This is a genomic window from Brevundimonas sp. Root1279, assembly GCF_001425945.1.
GTDB lineage: Bacteria > Pseudomonadota > Alphaproteobacteria > Caulobacterales > Caulobacteraceae > Brevundimonas.
The window spans coordinates 84,417-105,997 of sequence record NZ_LMEB01000009.1 but is presented as its reverse complement, the minus strand read 5'-3'; the positions used below and the strand labels follow the sequence as shown (position 1 = coordinate 105,997).

The following is a 21,581-nucleotide window of genomic DNA, read 5'->3' as shown; positions in this document are numbered from 1 at the left end:
TCGGTTTGCGAACCCTGTCCATGGCCGGAGCCGGATCAGCCCTCGGCTTCGGCCTGCGCTTCCGCCCGGGCGCCGGGGATCGCGATGCAGCGCTGGCGCGTGCCGCCGCCGGCTGCGGCTTCGACCCGCGGGGCGATCGAGCTCACCGTCGTTCCATCCGCCCCGTAGGTGGCCAGGAACTGGCAGCCGGTCTGCAGGTCGGTGAGCACATAAACGCCCGGCTGGTCCGTCGGGGCCTTGCTCAGATTGGCCGTCACCACCCCGCGCAGGGCGCCCACGGGGTCGTCGACCGCCTGCTGGATCTGGTCTGTCCGGGCGTTGATCTCGTCCGCCGTGGCGCGGGCCTGGGCGGCGGTGTCCTCGATCTCCTGCAGGGCCGAGGTGTCGACCTCGCAGGCGGCGACGGACAGGGCGAGGGCGGAGACGGCGATGAGGCTGAGCAGTTTCATACGCCTTGTATGCCTGATCGGCCGAGGCGGGTCAGGCTGACACAAGGTCGCCCCGCCTTGACCCCGCCCCTCCCCCGTGGCCTTTGCGCGGCCTGATGAAGACCGCCGACTTCGACTTCGACCTTCCGGAAGAGCGCATCGCCCTGCGTCCCGCGGAGCCGCGCGATTCCGCGCGCCTGCTGGTCGTCCACAACGGGGAGCTCGAGGATCGGATCATCCGCGACCTGCCCGGCTTCCTGCGCCCCGGCGACGCCCTTGTGTTCAACGACACCCGGGTGATCCCCGCCCGCCTGTCCGGCGTGCGCCAGCGCCCCGGCCCCGAAGGCGAGACCCTGACCGTCGAGGTCGAGGCCACCCTGCATCACCGCGACGGGCCCGAAGTCTGGTCGGCCTTCATGAAGCCCGGCAAGCGCATCAAGGAGGGCGACCGCATCCGCTTCGGCCAATTGGTCGACGGCGCCTGCGAGCTCGGCCGCCTCGACGCCACCGTCATGAGCAAGGGCGAGGACGGGCTGGTCGCGCTGAAGTTCGACCTGACCGGGCTGGCGCTGGACGACGCCATCCGCGACGTCGGGGTCATGCCCCTGCCGCCCTATATCGCCGCCAAGCGGGCTGAGGACGACCGCGACCGCTCCGACTATCAGACCATGTTCGCCCAGTGGGACGGCTCGGTCGCCGCCCCCACGGCGGGCCTGCACTTCACCCCAGCCCTGCTCGAGGCCATCCGCGCCAGGGGCGTCTCGACCCACGCCGTGACCCTGCACGTCGGGGCCGGCACCTTCCTGCCGGTCAAGGCCGACGACACCGCCGACCACAAGATGCACTCCGAATGGGGCGAGGTCCCCGCCGAGACGGCCCGGGCGCTGAACGCCGTGCGCGCCGCCGGCGGCCGCATCGTCTGCGTCGGCACCACCTCCCTGCGCCTGCTCGAGAGCGCCGCCGACGAGGAGCGGGTCATCCACCCCTTCCACGGCGACACGGCCATCTTCATCACCCCCGGCTACCGCTTCCGCGCCGCCGACGTTCTGATGACCAATTTCCACCTGCCCAAGTCGACCCTGTTCATGCTGGTCTCGGCCTTCGCCGGGCTGGAGACGATGAAGGCCGCCTACGCCCACGCCATCGCCGACGGCTACCGGTTCTATTCCTACGGCGACGGCAGCCTGCTGTTCCGGAGCGCCCCGTGACCGAGGCCGAGGACGTCCTGGACGCGACCTTCGACATCCTCGCCTCTGCGGCGACGGAGCTGCAGGATCCCTGGTGGGTGTTCGGCGGCGCGGCCATGGTCCTGGCCGGGCTGGAGGAGTTGCACACCCCCGACGTCGACGTCATGGCCAGCCCGCGCGACGCGCGCCGCCTGATCGCGGCCCTGGGCGGTCAGCCGGTCGAGGACCCCAGCGAGGGCATGTTCCGCTCGCAGGTGTTCGGCCAGATCCTGACCACCCCCATCCCCATCGACGTCATGGCCGAGATGGAGGTGCGTTCGGGCGCCGAATGGTCGCCGGTGAGCTTCCAGACCCGCGTCCCCGTCGCCACCGAGGCGGGCGTCATCCACATTCCGTCCGTCGCCGAGCAGATCGAGATCTGCCGCCAGTTCGGCCGCCCCAAGGATCTGCAGCGCGCCGAACGCCTGGAGACGCTGCTACGCTGACGCGCATCACCTCCCGCTACCAAGCTGAAATCTCTCGGGTTCGCAGAAAGTCAGCGTCCTTGATATGGCGCCGCCCGGGCCCACCTTATGATGCCCCGACGCCCCGCCCCCGGACCGGGTTTCAGACGATTCAGACGATTCAGACTCTGATTTTGTGACATCGGCCGCCGCCGCCATTGGCCGGTTTCAGACTATTCAGACTATTCAGACCCCGTTTTTCCCGAGCCGCCCTTGCCCTTCCCCTTCGACATCTCCGCCACCGACGGCCGCGCGCGCACCGGCGTCCTGAAGACGACTCGCGGTGAAATCCGCACCCCCGCCTTCATGCCGGTGGGCACCGCCGCGACGGTGAAGGCCCTGACCGTCGACCAGGTGAAGCAGACCGGCGCCGACATCCTCCTGGGCAACACCTACCACCTGATGCTGCGCCCTGGGCCCGAGCGGATGGAGCGGCTGGGCGGCCTGCATAAGTTCATGCGCTGGGACAAGCCGATCCTGACCGACTCGGGCGGCTTCCAGGTCATGTCCCTGTCGGGCATCTCCAAGCTGACCGAGGAGGCGGTGACCTTCTCCAGCCACGTCGACGGCTCCAAGCACGTCCTGACGCCGGAACGCTCGATCGAGATCCAGGCCGACCGCCTGGGCTCGGACATCGTCATGCAGCTGGACGAATGCGTCGCCTGGCCCGCGGAGGAGCCCCGCGCCCGCTCGGGCATGGAGTTGTCGGCGCGCTGGGCGAAGCGCTCCAAGGACGCCTTCGGCACGCGCGACACCCAGGCCCTGTTCGGCATCCAGCAGGGCTCGACCTTCCAGAATCTGCGCCAGGAGTCGTCCGAGCGCCTGCAGGAAATCGGCTTCGACGGCCACGCCATCGGCGGCCTGGCCGTCGGCGAGGGCCACCAGGCCATGTGCGAGGTGCTCGACTACGCCCCCGAGATGCTGCCCGCCGACCGCCCGCGCTACCTGATGGGCGTCGGCAAGCCGGTCGACCTGGTCGAGGCGGTGTATCGCGGCGTCGACATGTTCGACTGCGTCCTGCCCACCCGCGCCGGCCGCCACGGCCAGGCCTGGACCTGGGACGGCCCGATCAACCTCAAGAACGCCCGCTTCGCCGAGGATCAGGACCCGCTGGACCTCGAAGTCCCCTGCCCGGCTTCCCAAGACTATTCAAAGGCCTACCTGCACCACCTGATCCGAACCGACGAGATCCTCGGCAAGATCCTGCTCAGCTGGCACAACATCGCCTTCTTCCAGGCCCTGACCGCCGCGATGCGCTCAGCCATCGCCGAGGGCCGCTTCGAACAGTTCCGGAAGGACTTCCACGGGCGGCACGTCTCGAAGTGAGGGTCGAGGGTCGAGGGTTGAGGTGATTGAGCGGCTCATCGAGCGGCGATCCTGCCAAGCGGCTCGCGCCAAGCTTGGACGACATAGCCCCTCGACCCTCGACCCTCGACCCTCCCCCCTTTTTACCCTCTCCGCGGCTCAAACCAGCGCGGCGCCGCCGGCGGGGCGCAGTTGCGGCTCATGCCCACGCCCTTGAGGAACGACCGGCGCATGCGGCCGGCCTGAATGGCCGACTGGACGTGGCGGCTGTGCTGATCGGCGCCCGACAGGCGGCGGACCCAGCTGCGGCCGGGGATGAAGTCGGTGGTGGTGTCGCGGATCGCCGTAAGCGCCGCCTTGGCCGCCGCGTCGGCCGCCCGCTCGCTGAGATAGGAGCCGTCCGGCGCCGGCGGCTCGTCCAGGTCTGGGCCCAGGGCCTCGTCCAGCCGGGTCAGCTCGGCCCCGATGGTCGAGCAGTGGTTCAGGTTGCGCAGGTCATAGGGGTTGCTCTCGGCCTGCAGCAGCACGGTCGGGATCATCTCCCGGCGCAGGTTCAGATCCTCCAGCGGCGCCGTCGCCGCCCCCTCGAACCCCGCCCCGAACTGTCGCACCCCGTCCACGGCGCTGGCCCCCGCGTTGCAGGCGGACAGCAGGAGGCAGGCGGAGACGGTCAGGAGGGATGCGCGCATGCCCTCCCTTAACCACGGTCAAGCCAGTTACGAAACGCTCGTCCACAAGCTTGGCCGCAGCATCATGACAATTGGGGTCGCGGGTGTGTCCCGGGCGCCCGATACCGGCCGCCATGATCCAGCAGTTCAAGACCTGGCTCCTGCAGCGCCGGTGCGACCACCAGTTCAAGTACAGCCGCTCGAAGCCAGGCACGCTCGTCTGCAAGAAGTGCCGCTTCCGACGCGGCAAGCCCTAGGGTCCAGGCTAGCTGGCCGAGCCGTCCCGGAGCCGGTGCAGATTGCCCTCGCGGGTCTTGCGGCCCTGCCCGTACAGCTTCTCGCCGCCGTCGAGCCGGTTCAGGTGGTTTGACCCCTGCTGCACATCGTCCGCGCCCAGAGCGTCGCCCTCATCATCAATGTAGTCGGCGCCGTCGGCGTAGCTGGGGGATTCGGAAGGCGCTGACGCCGTTTGCCCGCGCTCTCGCTCAGGCGCGCCCGGGCCGTTGACCTTCTTGGCCGTGGCCTTGGACGTGTCGGTGTTCTGCTGCGGCATCGCGGCCTCCATCGGTGTCCCTCGACAACCGGACGGCGCGGGCGTGGTTCCGCCAGGAGGCGGTGGGTACGTCCCCTAGGGGCCGCCCCTAGCGTCGAGCGCTGGTCCGCAAATCTGGAAGAAGGCGGTGGTGGTACGTCCTCTCGGGCTCGAACCGAGGACCCTCTGATTAAAAGTCAGATGCTCTAACCAACTGAGCTAAGGACGCACACCGCATCGGCGCCGGAGCGCCGCGAGGGCCGCCTTCTCTTGCAAAGCGGGGCCGCGGTCAAGCGTCACCTGATCAAAGTTCACGCGACGGCCGTCTCGACGTCCACTTTTCGCTCGGCGGCGCAGGCCTCAGCGAGGGTCTTGGCCAGCATGATCGGGTCGATCGGCTTGGTCAGGAAGGCATGCACGCCGGCCGATTCCCACGCCGCGCGATGAGTATCCAGGGCATTGGCGGTCAGGGCGATCACGGGCGTCGCAGCGTTCAACGACACGGCGCGGATCCGTCGCGTCGCCTCCAGCCCGTCCATCACCGGCATCTGCATGTCCATCAGGATGGCGTCAAAGCGCTCCAGTTCCGCGGCCTCCAGCGCCTCGGCGCCGTTCTCGACCAAGGTCAGCCGGCAGCCGTGGGGCTCCAGCAGGAGAGTGAGGATACGTCGGTTCACCTCGTGATCGTCCGCCGCCAGTATAGAGCGCCCGGCCAGCACGCCCTCAGCCTCGGCCGGACGTTCCGGCTCGGCGAGAGCGCCCTCCGCCTCCGACATCGGCAGGACCAGGGTGAAGGTCGAACCCTGCCCCACCGTGCTGGCGGCGGTCAGGCTTCCGCCCATGATCTCGGCGAGCTTGCGGCTGATCGACAGGCCCAGGCCCGTGCCGCCGTGGCGGCGGGTGGTGCCGACGTCGGCCTGTTCGAAGCTGTTGAACACCTGCGCCAGCCGCTCGGCGGGAATGCCGCAGCCGGTGTCGGAGACCGCCAGGGTCAGACGCGCCCCGTCCCAGCCCACCGCCACGATGATCTCGCCGGCGTTGGTGAACTTCACGGCGTTGGAGAGCAGGTTGAACAGGATCTGCTGGAAGCGGAGCGGATCGGTGCGGACGGCGTGTGGGACCTCGTCCGCGATTCGCACGGTCAGCCGGACGCCGTTGGCCTCGGCCCGTGGCTCCCAGAGACGCCGCAGTGCGGCGAGGCGCTCGCGCACCACCATCTCGGCGCTCTCAAGCTCCATCTTGCCGGCCTCGATCTTGGAGAAGTCGAGCACATCGTTGAGCAGGCCCATCAGCACGTCGCCCGCGTCGATCAGCATCGACACATGTTCGCGCTGGCGGTCGTCCAGCCGGGTCCGGCGCAACAGGTTGGCGGCCGAGATGACGGCGTTCATCGGCGTGCGAATCTCGTGGCTGATCACCGCCAGGAAGTCCGACTTGGCGGCGCTGGCCACCTCGGCCTTCTGTCGCGCGGCCTGTTCGGCGTCGCGGGCGGACTTCAAGGCGCCCGTCGTCATCGAACTCTGGCGCACGGCCACGACCAGGTGGCTCATGTACAGGATGCAGCCGATGGCGATCAGCATCTCGTGCCACTGCCCTCCGGCGATGGCGCCGAAGGTCGGCAAGCCGAGGAAATAGGTGGCGTGGGTTGCGACGGCCGAGATCAGCACCGGCCGGGCGTGGTGCATGTGCAGGCTGACGTGCAGCAGACCGCCGGCGCACTGGACCATGGCGAAGATCCGACCGATCTCGCCGCCGGCGAACCACATATAGGCGGTGATTCCTGCGTAGACGGCGACGCCCAGCACCGTCGTGGCGCAGGTCAGGGCGACATAGGCCCGATCCGGCTCCCACTGCGGGTTGTACCGAAACCGCCGGAAAATCCACCAGTCGAGCGCCTGGGTGGCCGCCACCGCGACGAACCACGCCACCGGCCAGATTCCGGGCGCGATGAAACAGGCGGTCCCGCCGATAAAAGCGGCCAGGGCGATCCGCGTGGGCAATTCCCGGAAGCGGACGTGGGCCACTGTCGCATAGGCCGATGCCGTCATTGCAACTCTCCTTTCTCCACCATCGCGCGAATTGGAAAAGGATTGGTTGCCGCCGTGATGACCGGAGCCGTAATCGTCGCTATGGAACGCTGGAAACGGCCGCGCGTTGGAAGGCCGATCCGGGGAAGACACCACAGATGAAACGCCTTTTCGCCCTTATCGCCCTGACGAGCGCCGTGGCCCTGGCCGGCTGCGAGGACCCGCGTCCGGCTGAACCGGAGGTGGCGGACATGCCGATCGAAGAGCCGGTCGCGCCGAGCATCGATCAGGCCGAGCAGCCCGTCGTCGCGCCGAGCGCCACCGACGCGCCGCCGCCGTCCAACGACACCCTCCCCGCCGAGAAGCGCACTTCGGAAGAATCGGTCAAACCGGAGAGCGAGACCCTGTTCTACTGATCGGGCCGCGAGGCCCGCGCCCCACATGGGCCGCCGCCGGCGGCCGCCGCCCCGTTTGACTTGAAGGGCGTCCGCCCGCTGACGAAGGTTCGAGTTTGACGCCGAGGCCCGTCCTGTTCCTCTTCAGCGTGGCGGGTGTCGTCCTCGTCGCCACGACGGCTACGGCTGACCCCCGAGCGCAAATTCGGGGCGACCTGCCTGCCGACCTGCGCGCTCAGCTGGAACAGGCCATCGGCGAGGTCGACGCGCCGCCGTCCAATCGTTTTGAAGCCCGCGGCCGCGCCCGCGGCGCGATGCAGGCTGCGGAGGCCCTGCTCCGCTCCGAAGGCTACTACCAGCCGATCCTGGAAGACGTCGTCGAGGGCGAGGAGAACCCGGTCGCGATCGTCCAGGTGACGCCGGGCCCGCGGTTCCTGCTGACCCCCGCCCACGTCCACTGGGTCGCCCCGGAGCCGAATCCGACGATCGCGGCCGAGGTCATCGGCGACATGCGCCTGACCCCGGGAGAGCCTGGCCGCGCCGTGGACGTCATCGCCGCCGAAGGCACCCTGGTCGCCGGCCTGGTCCGCCGGGGCCACGCCGACGCCCGCGCCGAGCCGCGCCGGGTCGTCGTGGACCACGCCGCCCACACCGTCGATCCGACCTTCAACATCGCCGCCGGCCCGCTGGTGAAGCTGGACGGCATCCGTCTGGAGACGCGTGGTCCGACCAACCCCGACTGGGTCGCCGGACTGGCCCCGTGGGACGAAGGGGACGTCTACGACCCCGAGTATGTCGCCGAACTGGAACGGCGCATGCTCGACACCGGCGTTTACGAAGGCGTCGGGGTGGCCCTCGCCCCGGCGGACCAGACCAACGCCGACGGCAACCGGCCCATCATCGTCACCCTCGCAGACCGGCCGCGCCGCATCCTCGAGGCGGGCGCCACCTTCTCGACCACCGACGGCTCCGGGGTCGACTTGCGCTGGACCTGGCACAACCGCTTCGGGCGGGCCGACACCCTGGTCTGGGAAGCCAAGCTGACCGACATCGACAGCCGTCTGGGGGCCGACCTCAAGCTGCCGCACTGGCGCCGCCCCGGTCAGACGCTGAACCTGTCGGCCGCCCTCGTGCACGAAGACACCGACGCCTATCGCCGGACCGCCGCCGCCCTGGCCGCCGATCTGCAACAGCGCATCGGCAAAACCTCCTGGTGGAGCTACGGCGTCGGGCTGGACGCGGGCCAGTACGACGAGACCCGCTTTGACCCGAGCACCGGCGCAGCCGTCACCGCCACGCGCGATCTGGTCATTCTGACCGGGCGCGGCTCGACCTTCATCGATCGGTCGAACGACCCGCTCGATCCGACCACGGGCTGGCGCCTGAGCGGATCGGTCCAGCCCACGGCCGTGACCGGCGATGACAACGTCCTGTTCCTCCGCGCCGAGGGCCAGGTCACCGCCTATCTCCCGCTGCAGCAAGGGGCCAAGACCGTGCTGGCCGGCCGGGCCCGCCTGGGCTCCATTCTGGGCGGCGAAGAACTGACCGTACCGGCCGACCGGCTGTTCTACTCCGGCGGCGGCGGTTCGGTGCGCGGCTACGAATACCAGGGCATCAACCCCCGCCTGCCCGACAACACGCCGCGCGGCGGCCTGAGCCTGTTCGAGGCCTCGGTCGAGGTGCGGCGCGATCTGTTCCGGAACTTCCAGGGCGCCCTGTTCGTCGACGCCGGGGCCGTCGGCTTCAACGAGACGCCGAACTTCAGCAACGTCCGCTACGGGGCCGGTTTCGGCGTCCGTTACAAACTGCCCTTCGGCCCGATCCGCGCCGACATCGCCTTCCCGCTCGACAAGCGCGAAGGTGACGACGACTTCCAGATCTACGTCAGCATCGGACAGGCGTTTTGACCGACACGCCGCCCCCCGTCGAAGCGCCGGAGCCCCCGGAAACGCCTGCGGTCAAGGCGAAGAAGAAGCGCACGCGCCTGCAGGCCCTCGCCTTCTTCGGCGGCATGGCCCTGGCGATCCTTGCCATCCTGCTGACCGTCACTGTGGTCGGCGGTCGGATGTATCTGCTGTCCGACTCCGGCCGGTCGCTGATCACCAGCTTCGTCGCCGGCAAGAAGATCGGCCGTTACGGTCGGATCAACGTCTATGGCGTGAAGGGCGACCTGTTCGACGACTTCACCATCGAGCGGGTCACAGTCACCGATGCGGAAGGCGTCTGGATGGACGCTCGCAATGTGCGCGTCGACTGGAACTGGTGGCCCCTGATCGGCCGGCGCTTCCACGCCTCGGATGTCGAGGCCGAGGTTATCCGCCTGATCCGCCGCCCGCTGATCGAGCCCTCGACTGAGCCGCCCGGCCCGCAGCCGCTGTCCATCGACATCGACCGCTTCGCGGCCAACGTCGAGCTGATGGAGGGTTTCAGCAAGGAGCACGGCCGCTGGAAGCTGGCCGGGAACGCCAGCATCCCCCGCCGCGGCGACAAGCAGGTCACCATCAACGCCGACAGCAACAGCCGTCCCGGCGACTACCTGCGCCTGACCGGCACGCTCGGCGACGACATCGCCGACCTGCGCCTGAACCTGCGCGCCAACGAATCTCAGGGCGGCCCGATCGCCGGTTCGCTCGGCTATTCGCCCGACAAGCCGTTCATGGCCTCGGCCGTGGTCAACGGCCAGGTGGTCGACGCCATCGTCCGCACCGGCGACTTCACCCCCCTGCGGGTCAAGGGCACGGTCAGCCGCGAGCAGACCCGCATCGGCGGCTACGTCGACTTCTCCGGATCCGATCTGTTGGAGCCCTTCGCCGAGCGTATCGGCCGCACCGCACGCTTCGGCCTGGCTACGGTCCCCGACAGCAACAAAGACGGCCTGCAAGGCGTCGGCTGGCGGCTATTCTCCGAGAACCTCAACTCGGGCGCCAACGGCCTGATCCGGGTCAGCGACCGCAGCGTGCCGCACGGCATCCGCGTCGATCTCCGCACCCCGTCCCTCACCCGCCTGGTCGGTCGCCCGATGGGCAAGGCCGCCGCCTATGCCGGGGTCTTCAAGGGCGACGCCCAGAACTGGACCCTGCGCGGCTCCATCGACGTCCTCGGCGCGGAGGCGATGAGCTACAACGCCCAGCGCCTGCGCGGTCCGGTCAACATTGACGCCAAGGCCGGGCGCTACGGCGTCGACGGCGATTTCCGCGTCGCCGGCGGCTCCACGGCAGGCATGATCGGCGGCCTGCTCGGGCCCCAGCCGCGCGTGCAGTTCGAGGCCGCTCGCCTGGTCGACGGCTCGGTCTTGCTGGAGAAGGTCGACCTGACCGGCCAGGGCTTGAAGGTGACCGGCTCGGGCGGGCGCAACCTGCTGGGCGGCCTCGGCTTCCGGGGCCGGGCCGAGATCACCGACGCCTCCAAAGTGCGCAAGGGCGCCCGCGGAGCCTTCGGCGGCCCGGTCGCCGCCTCGATGGCGCGCGCGGGCGCCCCCTGGCGGTTCACCTTCGACGGTCGCGGCCGCAACCTCGCTCTGGGCATAGGCGAGCTTGACCGCCTGCTCGGCCGCGCCCCGCGCCTGCAGTTCACCGGCTCCTTCGCCGACAACCGCATCGGCATCGAGGAAGGCCGCCTGACAGGCGATCACGGCAACGTCGCCGCTCGCGGGGCCATCGACCTGGGCGGCCAGATGCGCCTGGCCATGAACTGGAACGCCCGGGGTCCCTTCGGCGTCGGACCGGTCGAGATCGACGGGGCCATGACCGGAAACGGAACCGTCGGCGGCAGTCTCGCCCGCCCGACCGCCGACCTGCACGCCGCCTTCGGCAAGGTCGCCGCCGGCCAGCTGGTGCTCACCGACGCCCGCATGGACCTCAGCTTCCGGCGCGGCGCCGACTCCTCAGACGGCCGCATCGCCGTCGTCGCCGGCTCCAATTTCGGCCCGGCCAGGGCCAGCGGCGCCTTCTTCCTCGGCGGAGACCGCATTCGCCTGACCGACGTCGACCTCGACGCCGGCGGCATCACCGCCCAAGGCGCCATCGCCCTGTCCAACCGCATCCCCTCCAGCGCCGACCTGACCTTCACGGCCCGCCCGGGCGCCTTCCTGGCCTCCGGCGAGGCCCAGGGCCGGATCCGCCTGACCGAAGGCGGCGGCGATGAGTCCGCCATCCTCGACGTTTCCGGCAAGAACGTCCGCTTCGCCGGCTCGACCTGGGTGATCAAGACCCTCGACCTCAACGGCCGAGGGACGCTTGACCGCCTGCCGTTCACGCTTAAGGCCGACGTCGGCGGCGCCACGCCGGTCAGCTTCGACGGCTCCGGCGTCTTCTCTCGCCAGGAGAACGCCCAGACGGTCGTGCTCGAGGGCTCGGGCAAGCTCCGCGACATCGCCTTCCAGACCCGCAACCCGGCGGTGATCGCCCTGGCCGGCGACGGCCGCGTGGTGCGTGTCGACCTGGGCGTCGGCGGCGGCGTCCTGACCGGCGAGCTGCGCCAGGATTCCCGCGCCGCCATCATCGAGGCCAACCTGACCAGCGTCGACCTAGGCTCCCTCGCGCCTGACCTGCGCGGCCGCGCCACCGGCCGCCTGTCCCTCCGCGGCGCCGGGGAGGATCTCTCCGGCTCGGCCAACATCCAGCTCGAGGACGTGCGGAGCGTCGACGCGCCCCAGGGCCTCGAGATCGACGGCATCATCAACGCCCAACTGGTCGGCGACAGCCTGCGCATCCAGGCCAATGTCGAGGACGAGGGCGCCGTCCGCGGGGTCGCCGACGTGATCCTTCCCGTCGAGGCGTCGGCCGCCCCGCTGCGCCTGGCGATCGACCGCACCAAGCCGATGTCCGGCGACATCGACATCAACGGCCAGATCCAGCCCATCTGGGACCTGTTCCTCGGCGGCGAGCGCTCGCTGGCCGGTCACGTCGTCCTGCAAGCGGATCTCGCCGGCTCCATCGCCGCGCCGCGCATCAACGGCCGCCTCGACATCCGCGACGGGGCCTTCCGCGACAACGCCACCGGCCTCAGGCTGCAGGACATCACCCTGACCAGCCGCTTCGACGACACCACCGCCCTGATCGAGACCTTCACCGCCAACGACGGCGGCGGCGGCACGGTGACCGGCGACGGCCGCATCGGCCTGCGCGAAGGCTCCGGCTCCAGCGTCGAGCTGGCCCTAACCCGCTTCCAGATCATCGACAACGACATCGCCCGCGCCCGCGCCTCGGGTCCGCTGACCGTGGTCCGGGCGGCCGACGGCAAGATCACCCTGCAGGGCCGTATCGACATCGACGAGGCCCGGATCGAAGCCAATCCGCCCGGCTCCACCGGCATCGTCCGCATGGACGTGGTCGAGATCAATCGACCCGGCGGGGACATCCCCGAAGAAGAGCAGAACCGACCCCGCGGCCTGCAGATCGGCGTCGACATCGCCATCCGCTCGCCCGGCGGCGACATCCGCGTCATCGGCCGCGGCCTCAATGTCGAGATGGGCGTCAACGCCCGGGTCACCGGCACGATCAACCGGCCGGTCCTGACGGGCACGGCCCGCGTCATCCGCGGCGACTACGAGTTCGCCGGCCGTCGCTTCGTTTTCGACGAACAGGGCACCGTCACCCTTTCGACCAATCCGGAGCAGATCCGGCTGAACCTGTCGGCGACGCGCGAGGACCCGGCCTTGACCGCCACCATCCGCGTCACCGGCACCGCCGCGCGGCCCGAGATCATCCTGTCGTCCGTGCCCGAACTGCCGCAGGACGAGATCCTGTCCCAGGTCCTGTTCGGCCGCTCGGCCTCGCAGCTGTCGCCCTTCGAGGCGGCCCAGCTGGCGGCCGGCGTCGCCTCCCTCGCGGGCGGCGGCGGCTTCGACGTCATCGGAAATCTGCGGGAGCTGGCCGGACTCGACCGGCTGTCGTTCAGCGGCGAGGCCTCGAGCCTGACCGTCGCGGGCGGCCGTTACATCACCGACAACGTCTATCTGGAGATCATCGGCGGCGGCGAAGAAGGCGGCGCGGTGAACGTCGAGTGGCGCGTCCGCCGCAACGTGACCGTCAGCTCCCGGGTCGGCGGCACGGGCGACACCACCCTGTCCATCCGCTGGCGCCGTCAGTCGCGGCAGCCGGGCGTCGATCGCGAGGACCGACGCCCGAACCGGTAGTCCTGCTCGGATCAGTAGGCTTGAGCGGCGCGGAATTTCGACAGGGCGCTGGCCCCGCGGACGCCGCTGACGTGCAAGATCAACTGAATGACCAGCACGACGTAGTTCAGGGCCTGCATCCAAGGTGCATTCATCGGGGTCTCAGGCACCTCCATCTGCCCGGCCATGACCTGGCCCAGGAGCCCGCTGCCCAGGCCGTAGACGACAAAGACGATGAACAGGATGGGGATGACGATGTTGGGCTTGAACCACTGGACCAGGCCCAGGATCAGTTGAGCCACGATCATCACGACGGCCATTCCGATGATCATGCTCGTCATGGCGCCGGCCATGCCGGCCACAGCCGGATCGCCGCCGGCCTGCTGGGCCATCGCGTCGCTGACTGCGGCCATGCCGCCGTTCATCAGCACGGCGACTCCGACCAGACCCAGGACGACGCCCAGGAAGATCGCGATTGCGCTGGCCCGCGCCGCGTTGACGGCTTCCGCCTCCGTGGCGATCGGCGCCATGGGGTTGAAAGCCTTGATCCAGTTGCTCATTGCCGGTCCCTCCTATGTGGCGACGCAACCGTAACCTGCGCCGTGAGTCCGCGCCATGGCCGCCTCGCCTTCACCTTTCCGAGCGACCCGGCTAGGGTCGCGCCGCATGCGGATTCTCCCTCCCGACCAGGCCGTCCTCGACCACGTCGCGGCGCGCGAGGCGGCCATCATCGGCCGCGCGGTGGAGTGGGCGAACCTCAATTCCGGCAGCCGCAACGCCGCCGGGCTTGAGGCCGTGCTGGCCCGGCTGGTGGCTGAGGCCAAGACCCTGCCGGGCGTCGCTGTCGAACGCATCCCGACCCAGGGCTCGACCGCCGTCGGCGACGACGGTTCGGTCCGCGCCGAGGCCCATGCGGACGCCCTGAAGATCTCGGCCCGTCCCGACGCCCCGCTGCAGGTCGTGCTGACCGGCCACTACGACACCGTCTTCCCGGCCGAGAGCGGCTTCCAGACCGTGACCACCCGCGCTGACGGCGCCCTGAACGGCCCCGGCATCGCCGACATGAAGGGCGGCATCTCCGTCCTTCTGGCGGCGCTGGATGCCTTCGAGACCCACCCGGATCGCGAGCGCGTCGGCTGGACGGTCCTGCTGTCCCCCGACGAGGAGATCGGCTCGCCCGCCTCCGCCCCCCTGCTCGCCGAGTTGGGCGCGCGCGGCCACGTCGGCATGACCTATGAGCCCGCCCTGGCCGATGGGACCCTCGCCGGCGAGCGCAAGGGCAGCGGCAATTTCCACCTGATCGTCACCGGCAAGGCTGCCCATGCCGGGCGCGCCTTCCACGAAGGGGCCAACGCCGTCGCCGGCGCCGCCATCATCGCCGCCCGCCTGCATGGCCTGAACGGCCAGCGCGAGGGCGTCACCGTCAATGTCGCAAAGATCTCCGGCGGCGGGCCGCTGAACGTCGTGGCCGACAACGCCGTGGTCCGCTTCAACGTCCGCGTCCCCGACGCCCAGGCCTCAACCTGGATCTCGGACGAGATCGGCCGCATCGCCGCCGAACCGCCCTTCCCCGGCCTGACCCTGGACCTGCACGGCGGCATGACCCGCGCGCCCAAGCCGATGGACGCCAGCCAGACCGCCCTATTCGAGGCCGTCCGCGAGACCGGCGCCCTGCTCGGTCAGGCCATCGCCTGGAAGCCGTCGGGCGGGGTCTGCGAGGGCAACAACCTGCACGCGGCCGGCCTGCCCAACATCGACACCCTCGGCGTCCTGGGCGGCGACATCCATTCGGACCAGGAGTTCGCCTGGCCCGCCAGCTTCGTCGAGCGCGCCCAGCTCAGCGCCCTGATCCTGTGCAAGATCGCCTCGGGCGAGATCGACGCCCTCAAGCTTAAGTCCCTGCGTCTGGAGACGATGTAACCCATGCTCGTCGTCCGCCCCGCCGCCCCCGTCGACCTCGACCACTTGCTGGAGCTCGCCATCCTCAGCGGCCCGGGATTCACCAGCCTGCCCGAAGACCCGGACCAGCTGGCCGAGCGCCTCGACCTCAGCCGCGACAGTTTCGCGGGCGCCGTCGAGCCGCAGGAGCGCTGGTACACCTTGATGCTGGAGGAGTCGGAGACCGGCGACGTCGACGGCGTCGGCTCGGTCAAGGCGGCGGTCGGCCTGCACCGGCCTTTCTTCTCGTTCCGGGTGGTCAACAACGCCCAGTCGTCGCCCTCGCTCGGCATCAAGCTCGAGCAGAAGACGCTGGTTCTGGTCAACGAATGCACCGGCTGGACCGAAGTCGGCTCCCTGTTCCTCAAGGCCGACCGGCGCAAGGGCGGCGCGGGCCGCCTGCTCAGCCAGTCGCGCTACATGCTGATCGGCGCCGAGCCCGAGCTGTTCGCCGACAACGTCCTGGCCGAGCTGCGCGGCGTGTTCACGCCCGACGGCGCCTGTCCGTTCTGGGATCACGTGGCGAGCAAATTCTTCCCGATGGAGTTCGACGAGGCCGATCGACTGACCGGCTCGACGGACAAGCAGTTCATCCTCGACCTCTCGCCCCGCCATCCGATCTACATCGAGCTGCTGCCCGAGCCCGCCCGCGCGGTGATCGGCAAGGTGCACCCGCAGGGCGTGCCGGCCATGGCCCTGCTGGAGAGCGAGGGCTTCCGCCCGAACGGCCTGGTCGACATCTTCGACGCCGGTCCGACCGTCGCCTGCGGCCGCGACAACATCCGCACCGTGCGCGACGCCCGCCGCCTGACCGTGGCCATCGCCGACGAGGTCGAGGCCGAACTGCCGGCCCTGATCTCCACCGACAGCGTCGGCTCCTTCCGCGCCGTCCGCCAACGCACCCATATCGAGGGCGATGTGGCGACCGTGACGCAAGAGACGGCCGATGCGCTCAAGATCCGCGCCGGCGAGACCGTGCGCGTAAAGACCTGAACCCCCATCTGGCTGCCATGACCCGCTTCACCTCCACCGACCCCGCCACCGGCGAAACCGTCTGGGACGGCGACGCCGCCTCGCCCGCCCAGGTCCAGGCCGCCGTCGACAAGGCCCGCGCCGCCTTCCCCGGCTGGGCCGACCGCCCCCGGCAGGACCGCGTCGATGCGGTGAAGCGCTATCAGGCCATCCTCAAGGACCGCGCGCCGCAGATCGCCGAGGCCATCAGCCGCGAGACCGGCAAGGCGCTGTGGGAGACCCAGACCGAACTCGCCTCCATGCAGGGCAAGGTCGACATCTCGATCCGCGCCTATGACGAGCGCACCGGCGAGCGTACGGCCCAGATGGCCTTCGGCTCGGCGACCCTGCGCCACCGCCCGCACGGTGTGGCTGCGGTGCTCGGCCCGTTCAACTTCCCCGGCCACCTGCCCAACGGCCACATCGTCCCGGCCCTGCTGGCCGGCGACACGGTTGTGTTCAAGCCCTCGGAAGAGACGCCCCTGGCCGGCGAGCTGATGGCCGAGGCCTTCGAGGCCGCCGATCTGCCGGCGGGCGTGGTCAATGTCGTCCAGGGCGGACGCGACACGGGCGCGGCCCTGCTCGACGCCGGCATCGACGCCCTGATGTTCACCGGCTCGGGGGCCGCCGGCGCCCACTTCCGGCGCAAATTCGCGGATGACCCGCATGTGATCCTGGCGCTGGAGCTGGGCGGCAACAATCCGCTGGTGGTGTGGGACGCCGCCGACGCCGAGGCCGTGGCCGGCATCGTGGTCCAGTCCGCCTTCATCACCACGGGCCAGCGCTGCTCCTGCGCCCGCCGCCTGATCCTGCCGGAGGGCCCGCAGGGCGACGCCATCGTCGAGGCCGTAGCCGCCCTCAGCGATCGCCTGGTCTTCGCCCCGTGGAACTCCAGCCCTGAGCCCTACGCCGGACCTCTGATCTCCCAGAAGGCGGCCGAGGCCGCGCTGAAGGCTCTGCAGGAGCGCATCGACCTGGGCGCCAGAGTGATCCGCGCCTCCGGCCCGGTCGACAACCTGCCCGGCGCCTTCGTCAAGCCGGCCATCGTCGACGTCACCGGCATCGCCGTGCCCGACGAGGAGATGTTCGCCCCCTTCCTGTCGGTGACCCGCGTCGGCTCCTTCGACGCCGCCGTCGCCGAGGCCAACGCCACCCGCTACGGCCTCTCCGCCGGCCTGGTCAGCGACGATCCCGCCAACTGGCAGCGCTTCATCCGCCGCATCCGCGCCGGCGTCGTCAACTTCAACCGCCCCACCACCGGCGCCGCCGGCGACATGCCCTTCGGCGGCCTCGGCTCCAGCGGCAACCACCGCCCCAGCGCCTACTACGCCGCCGACTACTGCGCCTATCCCGTGGCCAGCTTCGAGGCCGAGGCGGTGAGGAACATCGAGGGTGAGATCAAGGGGTTGCGGCAAGGATGAAGCTGTTCAGCTGGTTCTCGCGCCAGAAGCCGCCGTTTTCGGAGGTGAAGCCGCCAGAGACAGCGAACGTAGTCGTGCCTCAAACCTTCAGCGTCGACACCCCCACTCGCGAGGCGCTCGGCAGGATCACTCGACGTGATCATTGTGGCTGTCTTGAGCGCCGCACCAAGGTCGGCAAGTCCGGCATGCCCGACCTTCACGTCGAAGAGCAGGACATGTCGTTAGTCGGCTGGAACAAGACGGTCGCGCTCATAGATTCAGCGGCCGCAGAGGGCAATGACGTCCTCACGCCGTCGGAGCATATCCCGTGGGAGGAATGGATGACGTCCATCACTCTCCCGAAGGAGATCGGCACGCTCAAGCGGGTCAAAATCCTTCGTCTTTACGGAAGCCACCTTCGCCGGCTTCCCCCGGAAATCGGCCAGATGTCAGCGCTGAAGGAACTCGACGTCTACACCTCATACGGCCTGCACTGGCTCCCCTACGAAGTCCTGCGCTGCAGCAATCTTAGGTCCTCCCGAATGAGCACCCGAGCGCTCTATGGAAATCGCCGCACCGGCCTGCCGTTTCCTCGCCTGCGAGAGGTGAGCGCCAGCCTCGCGCCGGCGACCTGTAGCGTTTGTAACCAGCCGTTCGGAGAACGGGCACCCAGGCCCTACTGGACGACGCAGCGCGTGGGGACAGATTTCGTCCCTCTTCTAGCCCACACCTGCTCCGACGACTGCACGGCATCCATTCCGGATGCGCCCCCCGGGTATTTTCCGCGTCCCCACAAAGGAGGCGGCGGCGTAGGAATGCCGGTCTCCCTTCGATGACGGACGCAGAACTCACCATGACCCCCGCTCTCGAAGCCAACGCCGACGGCTTGATCGGCCCGACCCACTCCTATGCGGGCCTGTCGCCCGGCAACCTCGCCTCCAGTCTCAACGCCGGCGAGGCGTCGAACCCACGCGCCGCCGTGCTGCAGGGGCTCGACAAAATGAAGCGGCTCGCCGACCTCGGCCTGCCCCAGTTCGTCCTGCCCCCGCACGAGCGGCCCTACATCCCCTTCCTGCGCGCGCTCGGCTTCTCCGGGACCGACGCGCAGGTGCTTGAGCGGGCCTGGAAGGATGCCCCGACGTTCGCCGCCGCCGCCTGTTCGGCCTCGCCGATGTGGGCCGCCAACGCCGCGACCGTGACGCCGAGCGCCGACAGCGCCGACGGCCGGGTCCACTTCACCCCCGCCAACCTGGTCACCAACCTGCACCGCTCGCTGGAGCACCAGCAGACGAAGCGGGCGCTCGACGCCCTCTTCCCCGATCGCGAGCGCTTCGCCGTCCACCACGCCCTGCCCTCGGTCGCCCACCTCGCCGATGAGGGCGCCGCCAACCACGTCCGCCTGTGCGCCGAGCATGGGGCGCCCGGCGTCAACCTGCTGGTCTGGGGCCGCGAGGCCTATGAGCCCTGGACCGGCGCCTTCCCGGCCCGCCAGACCCGCGAGGCCTCCGAGGCGATCGTCCGCCGCCACGGCGCTTCGGACGCCGTCCTTACCCGCCAGTCGAAGGCGGCCATCGGGGGCGGCACCTTCCACAACGACGTGGTCTGCGTCGGCGCGTTGGAGACCCTGTTCTTCCACGAGCTGGCCTTCGAGGACACGGCCGGGACCAAGGCCGCCATCCGCGCTGCGGCCCAAGGCTTCGAGCCGATCTTCGTCGAGGTCTCCGCCGCCGACCTGCCGCTGTCCGACGCCATCTCCAGCTATCTGTTCAACTCCATGCTGGTGCAGATCCCGGGCGAGGCGCGCCTGACCCTGATCTGTCCGACCGAGACCCGCGACAACGCCCGCAGCCATGCCGTGGCCGAGGCCCTCGCGGCCTCCAACGGCCCCATCGGCCGGGTCGAGTACGTCGACGTGCGCCAGTCGATGCGCAACGGCGGCGGCCCCGCCTGCCTGCGCCTGCGCGTGGTGCTGAACGAGGCCGAGCTGGCCGCCACCAATCCCAACATGCGCCTGAACGAGGAGCTGCACGGCGCCCTCAGCGTCTGGGCCAGCCTGTGGTACCGCGACCGCCTGTCGCCCGCCGACCTCGCCGACCCGGCCCTGCTCGACGAGAGCCGCGGGGCGCTGGACGAGCTGACCTCCATCCTCGGGCTGGGGTCAGGCTTCTATCCCTTCCAGCGGGGCTGAGGTGGCCTTCACCCACCGCATCGCCACCGAGGCCGACATCCCGGCGCTGGTGGGGCTGATGGACCGCTCCATCTCCGGCCCGCTCGCCGCCTTCCTGAGCCCAGAGCAGATCGCGGCCAGCCGCAGGCTGATGGGGCTCGACAGCCAGATCATCGCTGACCGCACCTATTTCATCGTCGAGCAGGACGGCGTCCTCGCCGGCTGCGGCGGCTGGAGTTCGAGGATCACCACCTACGGCGGCGACCACACCCCGGGCCGCATCCCCGCCCCCCTCACCCCGGGCGTCGACGCCGCCCGGGTGCGCGCCATGTACACGGCGCCCGAGTTCGTCCGGCAGGGCGTCGGCAAGCTGATCCTGGGCCTGTGCGAAGACGCCGCCCGCGCCGCAGGCTACGACCGCGTCGAACTGGTCGCGACGATGGGGGGCGAGCCGCTCTACCTGGCCGCCGGCTATGTCGAGATCGAGCGCTTCGAGGACGACCGCGGCGGCGCCCCCGTGCCTCTGGTGCGGATGGGCAAACCGCTCTAGCCCTGAAGGCGGGACACGGATCGGGGGACGGCGTGAAGGCAGACAGCGGAATGAGCCCGGCGCGCCGCCTGCGCAACATCATCGGCGGCTCGGCCGGCAATCTGGTCGAGTGGTTCGACTGGTACGCCTACGCCGCCTTCACCCTCTATTTCGCGCCGGTCTTCTTCCCCAAGGGCGACGACACCGCCCAGCTGCTCAGCGCCGCCGCCATCTTCGCCGTCGGCTTCCTGATGCGCCCCGTCGGGGCCTGGATCATGGGCGTCTATTCCGACCGCAAGGGACGCAAGGCCGGCCTGACCCTGTCGGTGACCCTGATGTGCACCGGCAGTCTGATCATCGCCGTGACGCCGGGGTTCGCCGCCATCGGCGTGGCCGCCCCCGCCCTGCTGCTGTTCGCCCGCATGTTGCAGGGTCTCAGCGTCGGCGGCGAGTACGGCTCCTCGGCCACCTACCTGTCCGAGATGGCCACCAAGGACCACCGCGGCTTCTGGTCCAGCTTCCAGTACGTGACGTTGATCTCGGGCCAGTTGCTGGCCCTGCTGCTGCTCATCGTGCTGCAGCACACCCTCAGCGAGGCGGACCTGCACAGCTGGGGCTGGCGCATTCCCTTCTTCGTCGGGGCGGCCCTGGCGGTGGTGGTGTTCTGGCTGCGTCGCCGCCTGGACGAGACCAAAGCCTTCGTCGCCGCCGACGCCAGCGAAGCGCCGAAATCCAGCGCCCTGCTTCTGATCCTCAAGCACCCGAAGGAGGCGCTGCTGGTGCTCGGCCTGACTGCCGGGGGCACGCTGGCCTTCTACACCTACACGACCTACCTCCAGAAATTCCTCGTCAATACCACCGGCTTCTCCAAGGACACGGCGACCCAGATCAGCGCCGGCGCCCTGTTCCTCTTCATGTGCCTGCAGCCCGCCGTGGGCGCCCTGTCGGATCGCATCGGGCGCAAGCCGGTGATGATCGCCTTCGGGGTGCTGGGGGTGCTGTTCACCGTGCCGATCATGTCGACCCTGGCCACGGCCCAGTCGCCGTGGATCGCCTTCGCCCTGGCGCTGGCCGCCCTGGTCATCGTCAGCGGTTACACCTCGATCAACGCCGTGGTGAAGGCCGAGCTCTTCCCCGCCCACGTCCGCGCCCTCGGGGTCGCCCTGCCCTACGCCATCGCCAACGCAGCCTTCGGCGGCACGGCGGAATACGTCGCCCTCTGGCTCAAGGACGCCGGCATCGAGAGCGTCTTCTTCTGGTACGTCACCGGCATGATCGGCGTGTCGCTGCTGGTCTATCTGTTCATGCGCGACACCAAGCATAAGAGCCTGATCACGCACAGCGACTGATCGCCCCCTTGTGCGCCGCCTTCGCTC

Annotated in this window: 19 protein-coding genes and 1 tRNA gene; 14 read left to right on the top strand and 6 right to left on the bottom strand. The window is 69.7% G+C overall.

The genetic code is table 11. The features are described from left to right. Positions 1 to 35: 35 nt before the first annotated feature. Positions 36 to 449 carry a hypothetical protein gene (locus ASC65_RS13895; protein ID WP_056454502.1) on the bottom strand — a complete coding sequence of 138 codons (414 nt, stop codon included), beginning with the start codon at positions 447 to 449 and terminating at the stop codon, positions 36 to 38. A 95-nt stretch (positions 450 to 544) separates the two neighbouring features. On the opposite strand from ASC65_RS13895, the gene queA reads away from it, so the two are divergent. The 3 genes from queA (at position 545) to tgt (ending at position 3,444) form a co-directional block, all read left to right on the top strand. Next, a complete protein-coding gene (queA, locus tag ASC65_RS13890; protein ID WP_056455240.1) occupies positions 545 to 1,636 on the top strand; it encodes a tRNA preQ1(34) S-adenosylmethionine ribosyltransferase-isomerase QueA in 1,092 nt (363 codons plus the stop codon). Further along, on the top strand, positions 1,633 to 2,100 hold the full coding sequence (locus ASC65_RS13885; protein WP_056454499.1) for a hypothetical protein: 468 nt from the start codon (positions 1,633 to 1,635) through the stop codon (positions 2,098 to 2,100). The genes queA and ASC65_RS13885 overlap by 4 nt, the downstream gene beginning before the upstream one ends. Positions 2,101 to 2,331: 231 nt before the next feature. Beyond that, a complete protein-coding gene (tgt, locus tag ASC65_RS13880) occupies positions 2,332 to 3,444 on the top strand; it encodes a tRNA guanosine(34) transglycosylase Tgt (protein WP_056454496.1) in 1,113 nt (370 codons plus the stop codon). A gap of 122 nt (positions 3,445 to 3,566) precedes the next feature. Here the strand turns inward: tgt and ASC65_RS13875 are convergent, their stop codons facing one another. Beyond that, a complete protein-coding gene (locus ASC65_RS13875) occupies positions 3,567 to 4,112 on the bottom strand; it encodes a hypothetical protein (RefSeq protein WP_056454493.1) in 546 nt (181 codons plus the stop codon). A gap of 113 nt (positions 4,113 to 4,225) precedes the next feature. On the opposite strand from ASC65_RS13875, the gene ASC65_RS17740 reads away from it, so the two are divergent. Further along, the gene (locus ASC65_RS17740) at positions 4,226 to 4,348 is read left to right on the top strand and encodes a hypothetical protein (RefSeq protein WP_268750066.1); all 123 of its coding nucleotides are present in this window, start codon (positions 4,226 to 4,228) and stop codon (positions 4,346 to 4,348) included. An 8-nt stretch (positions 4,349 to 4,356) separates the two neighbouring features. On the opposite strand, the gene ASC65_RS13870 is transcribed toward ASC65_RS17740, so the two are convergent. From ASC65_RS13870 to ASC65_RS13860, 3 genes are all read right to left on the bottom strand, one after another. Further along, the gene (locus ASC65_RS13870) at positions 4,357 to 4,644 is read right to left on the bottom strand and encodes a hypothetical protein (RefSeq protein WP_156459674.1); all 288 of its coding nucleotides are present in this window, start codon (positions 4,642 to 4,644) and stop codon (positions 4,357 to 4,359) included. Between the two features lie 131 nt (positions 4,645 to 4,775). Then, positions 4,776 to 4,852, bottom strand: a tRNA-Lys gene (locus ASC65_RS13865). Between the two features lie 82 nt (positions 4,853 to 4,934). Continuing rightward, entirely contained in the window at positions 4,935 to 6,671 is a 1,737-nt protein-coding gene (locus ASC65_RS13860; protein WP_056454487.1) for an ATP-binding protein, read from the bottom strand. Positions 6,672 to 6,808: 137 nt separating this feature from the next. Here ASC65_RS13860 and ASC65_RS13855 point away from each other — a divergent pair, with 137 nt between their 5' ends. From ASC65_RS13855 to ASC65_RS13845, 3 genes are all read left to right on the top strand, one after another. After that, positions 6,809 to 7,066 (top strand): hypothetical protein, encoded by a 258-nt coding sequence (locus tag ASC65_RS13855; protein WP_056454484.1) that lies wholly within the window; start codon positions 6,809 to 6,811, stop codon positions 7,064 to 7,066. A gap of 95 nt (positions 7,067 to 7,161) precedes the next feature. Further along, positions 7,162 to 8,952, top strand: a complete 1,791-nt coding sequence (locus ASC65_RS13850) for an autotransporter assembly complex protein TamA (RefSeq protein ID WP_056454481.1) — start codon at positions 7,162 to 7,164, stop codon at positions 8,950 to 8,952. Continuing rightward, complete coding sequence (locus ASC65_RS13845; protein ID WP_056454478.1) at positions 8,949 to 13,181, top strand: translocation/assembly module TamB domain-containing protein; 4,233 nt, start codon at positions 8,949 to 8,951, stop codon at positions 13,179 to 13,181. The genes ASC65_RS13850 and ASC65_RS13845 overlap by 4 nt, the downstream gene beginning before the upstream one ends. 11 nt (positions 13,182 to 13,192) lie before the next feature. Here ASC65_RS13845 and ASC65_RS13840 read toward each other — a convergent pair whose 3' ends face one another. Continuing rightward, the gene (locus tag ASC65_RS13840; RefSeq protein ID WP_056454475.1) at positions 13,193 to 13,720 is read right to left on the bottom strand and encodes a hypothetical protein; all 528 of its coding nucleotides are present in this window, start codon (positions 13,718 to 13,720) and stop codon (positions 13,193 to 13,195) included. Positions 13,721 to 13,826: 106 nt separating this feature from the next. Between ASC65_RS13840 and ASC65_RS13835 the strand changes: the two genes are divergently transcribed. Genes ASC65_RS13835 through ASC65_RS13805 form a run of 7 tightly spaced genes read left to right on the top strand, consistent with a single transcriptional unit; the run spans position 13,827 to position 21,554 of the window. Further along, complete coding sequence (locus tag ASC65_RS13835; RefSeq protein WP_056454472.1) at positions 13,827 to 15,080, top strand: hydrolase; 1,254 nt, start codon at positions 13,827 to 13,829, stop codon at positions 15,078 to 15,080. 3 nt (positions 15,081 to 15,083) lie between these two features. Then, positions 15,084 to 16,091: an arginine N-succinyltransferase gene (locus ASC65_RS13830; RefSeq protein WP_056454469.1), complete on the top strand. Its 1,008-nt coding sequence runs from the start codon at positions 15,084 to 15,086 to the stop codon at positions 16,089 to 16,091. A 17-nt stretch (positions 16,092 to 16,108) separates the two neighbouring features. Next, positions 16,109 to 17,530 carry a succinylglutamate-semialdehyde dehydrogenase gene (astD, locus tag ASC65_RS13825; RefSeq protein WP_056454466.1) on the top strand — a complete coding sequence of 474 codons (1,422 nt, stop codon included), beginning with the start codon at positions 16,109 to 16,111 and terminating at the stop codon, positions 17,528 to 17,530. Beyond that, on the top strand, positions 17,527 to 18,345 hold the full coding sequence (locus ASC65_RS13820) for a hypothetical protein (protein ID WP_056454463.1): 819 nt from the start codon (positions 17,527 to 17,529) through the stop codon (positions 18,343 to 18,345). The genes astD and ASC65_RS13820 overlap by 4 nt, the downstream gene beginning before the upstream one ends. Positions 18,346 to 18,362: 17 nt before the next feature. Beyond that, positions 18,363 to 19,697 (top strand): N-succinylarginine dihydrolase, encoded by a 1,335-nt coding sequence (gene astB, locus ASC65_RS13815; protein ID WP_056455238.1) that lies wholly within the window; start codon positions 18,363 to 18,365, stop codon positions 19,695 to 19,697. 1 nt (position 19,698) lies between these two features. Continuing rightward, the gene (locus ASC65_RS13810; protein WP_056454461.1) at positions 19,699 to 20,226 is read left to right on the top strand and encodes a GNAT family N-acetyltransferase; all 528 of its coding nucleotides are present in this window, start codon (positions 19,699 to 19,701) and stop codon (positions 20,224 to 20,226) included. A 50-nt stretch (positions 20,227 to 20,276) separates the two neighbouring features. Beyond that, the gene (locus ASC65_RS13805; RefSeq protein WP_056454458.1) at positions 20,277 to 21,554 is read left to right on the top strand and encodes an MFS transporter; all 1,278 of its coding nucleotides are present in this window, start codon (positions 20,277 to 20,279) and stop codon (positions 21,552 to 21,554) included. Positions 21,555 to 21,581: the final 27 nt, after the last annotated feature.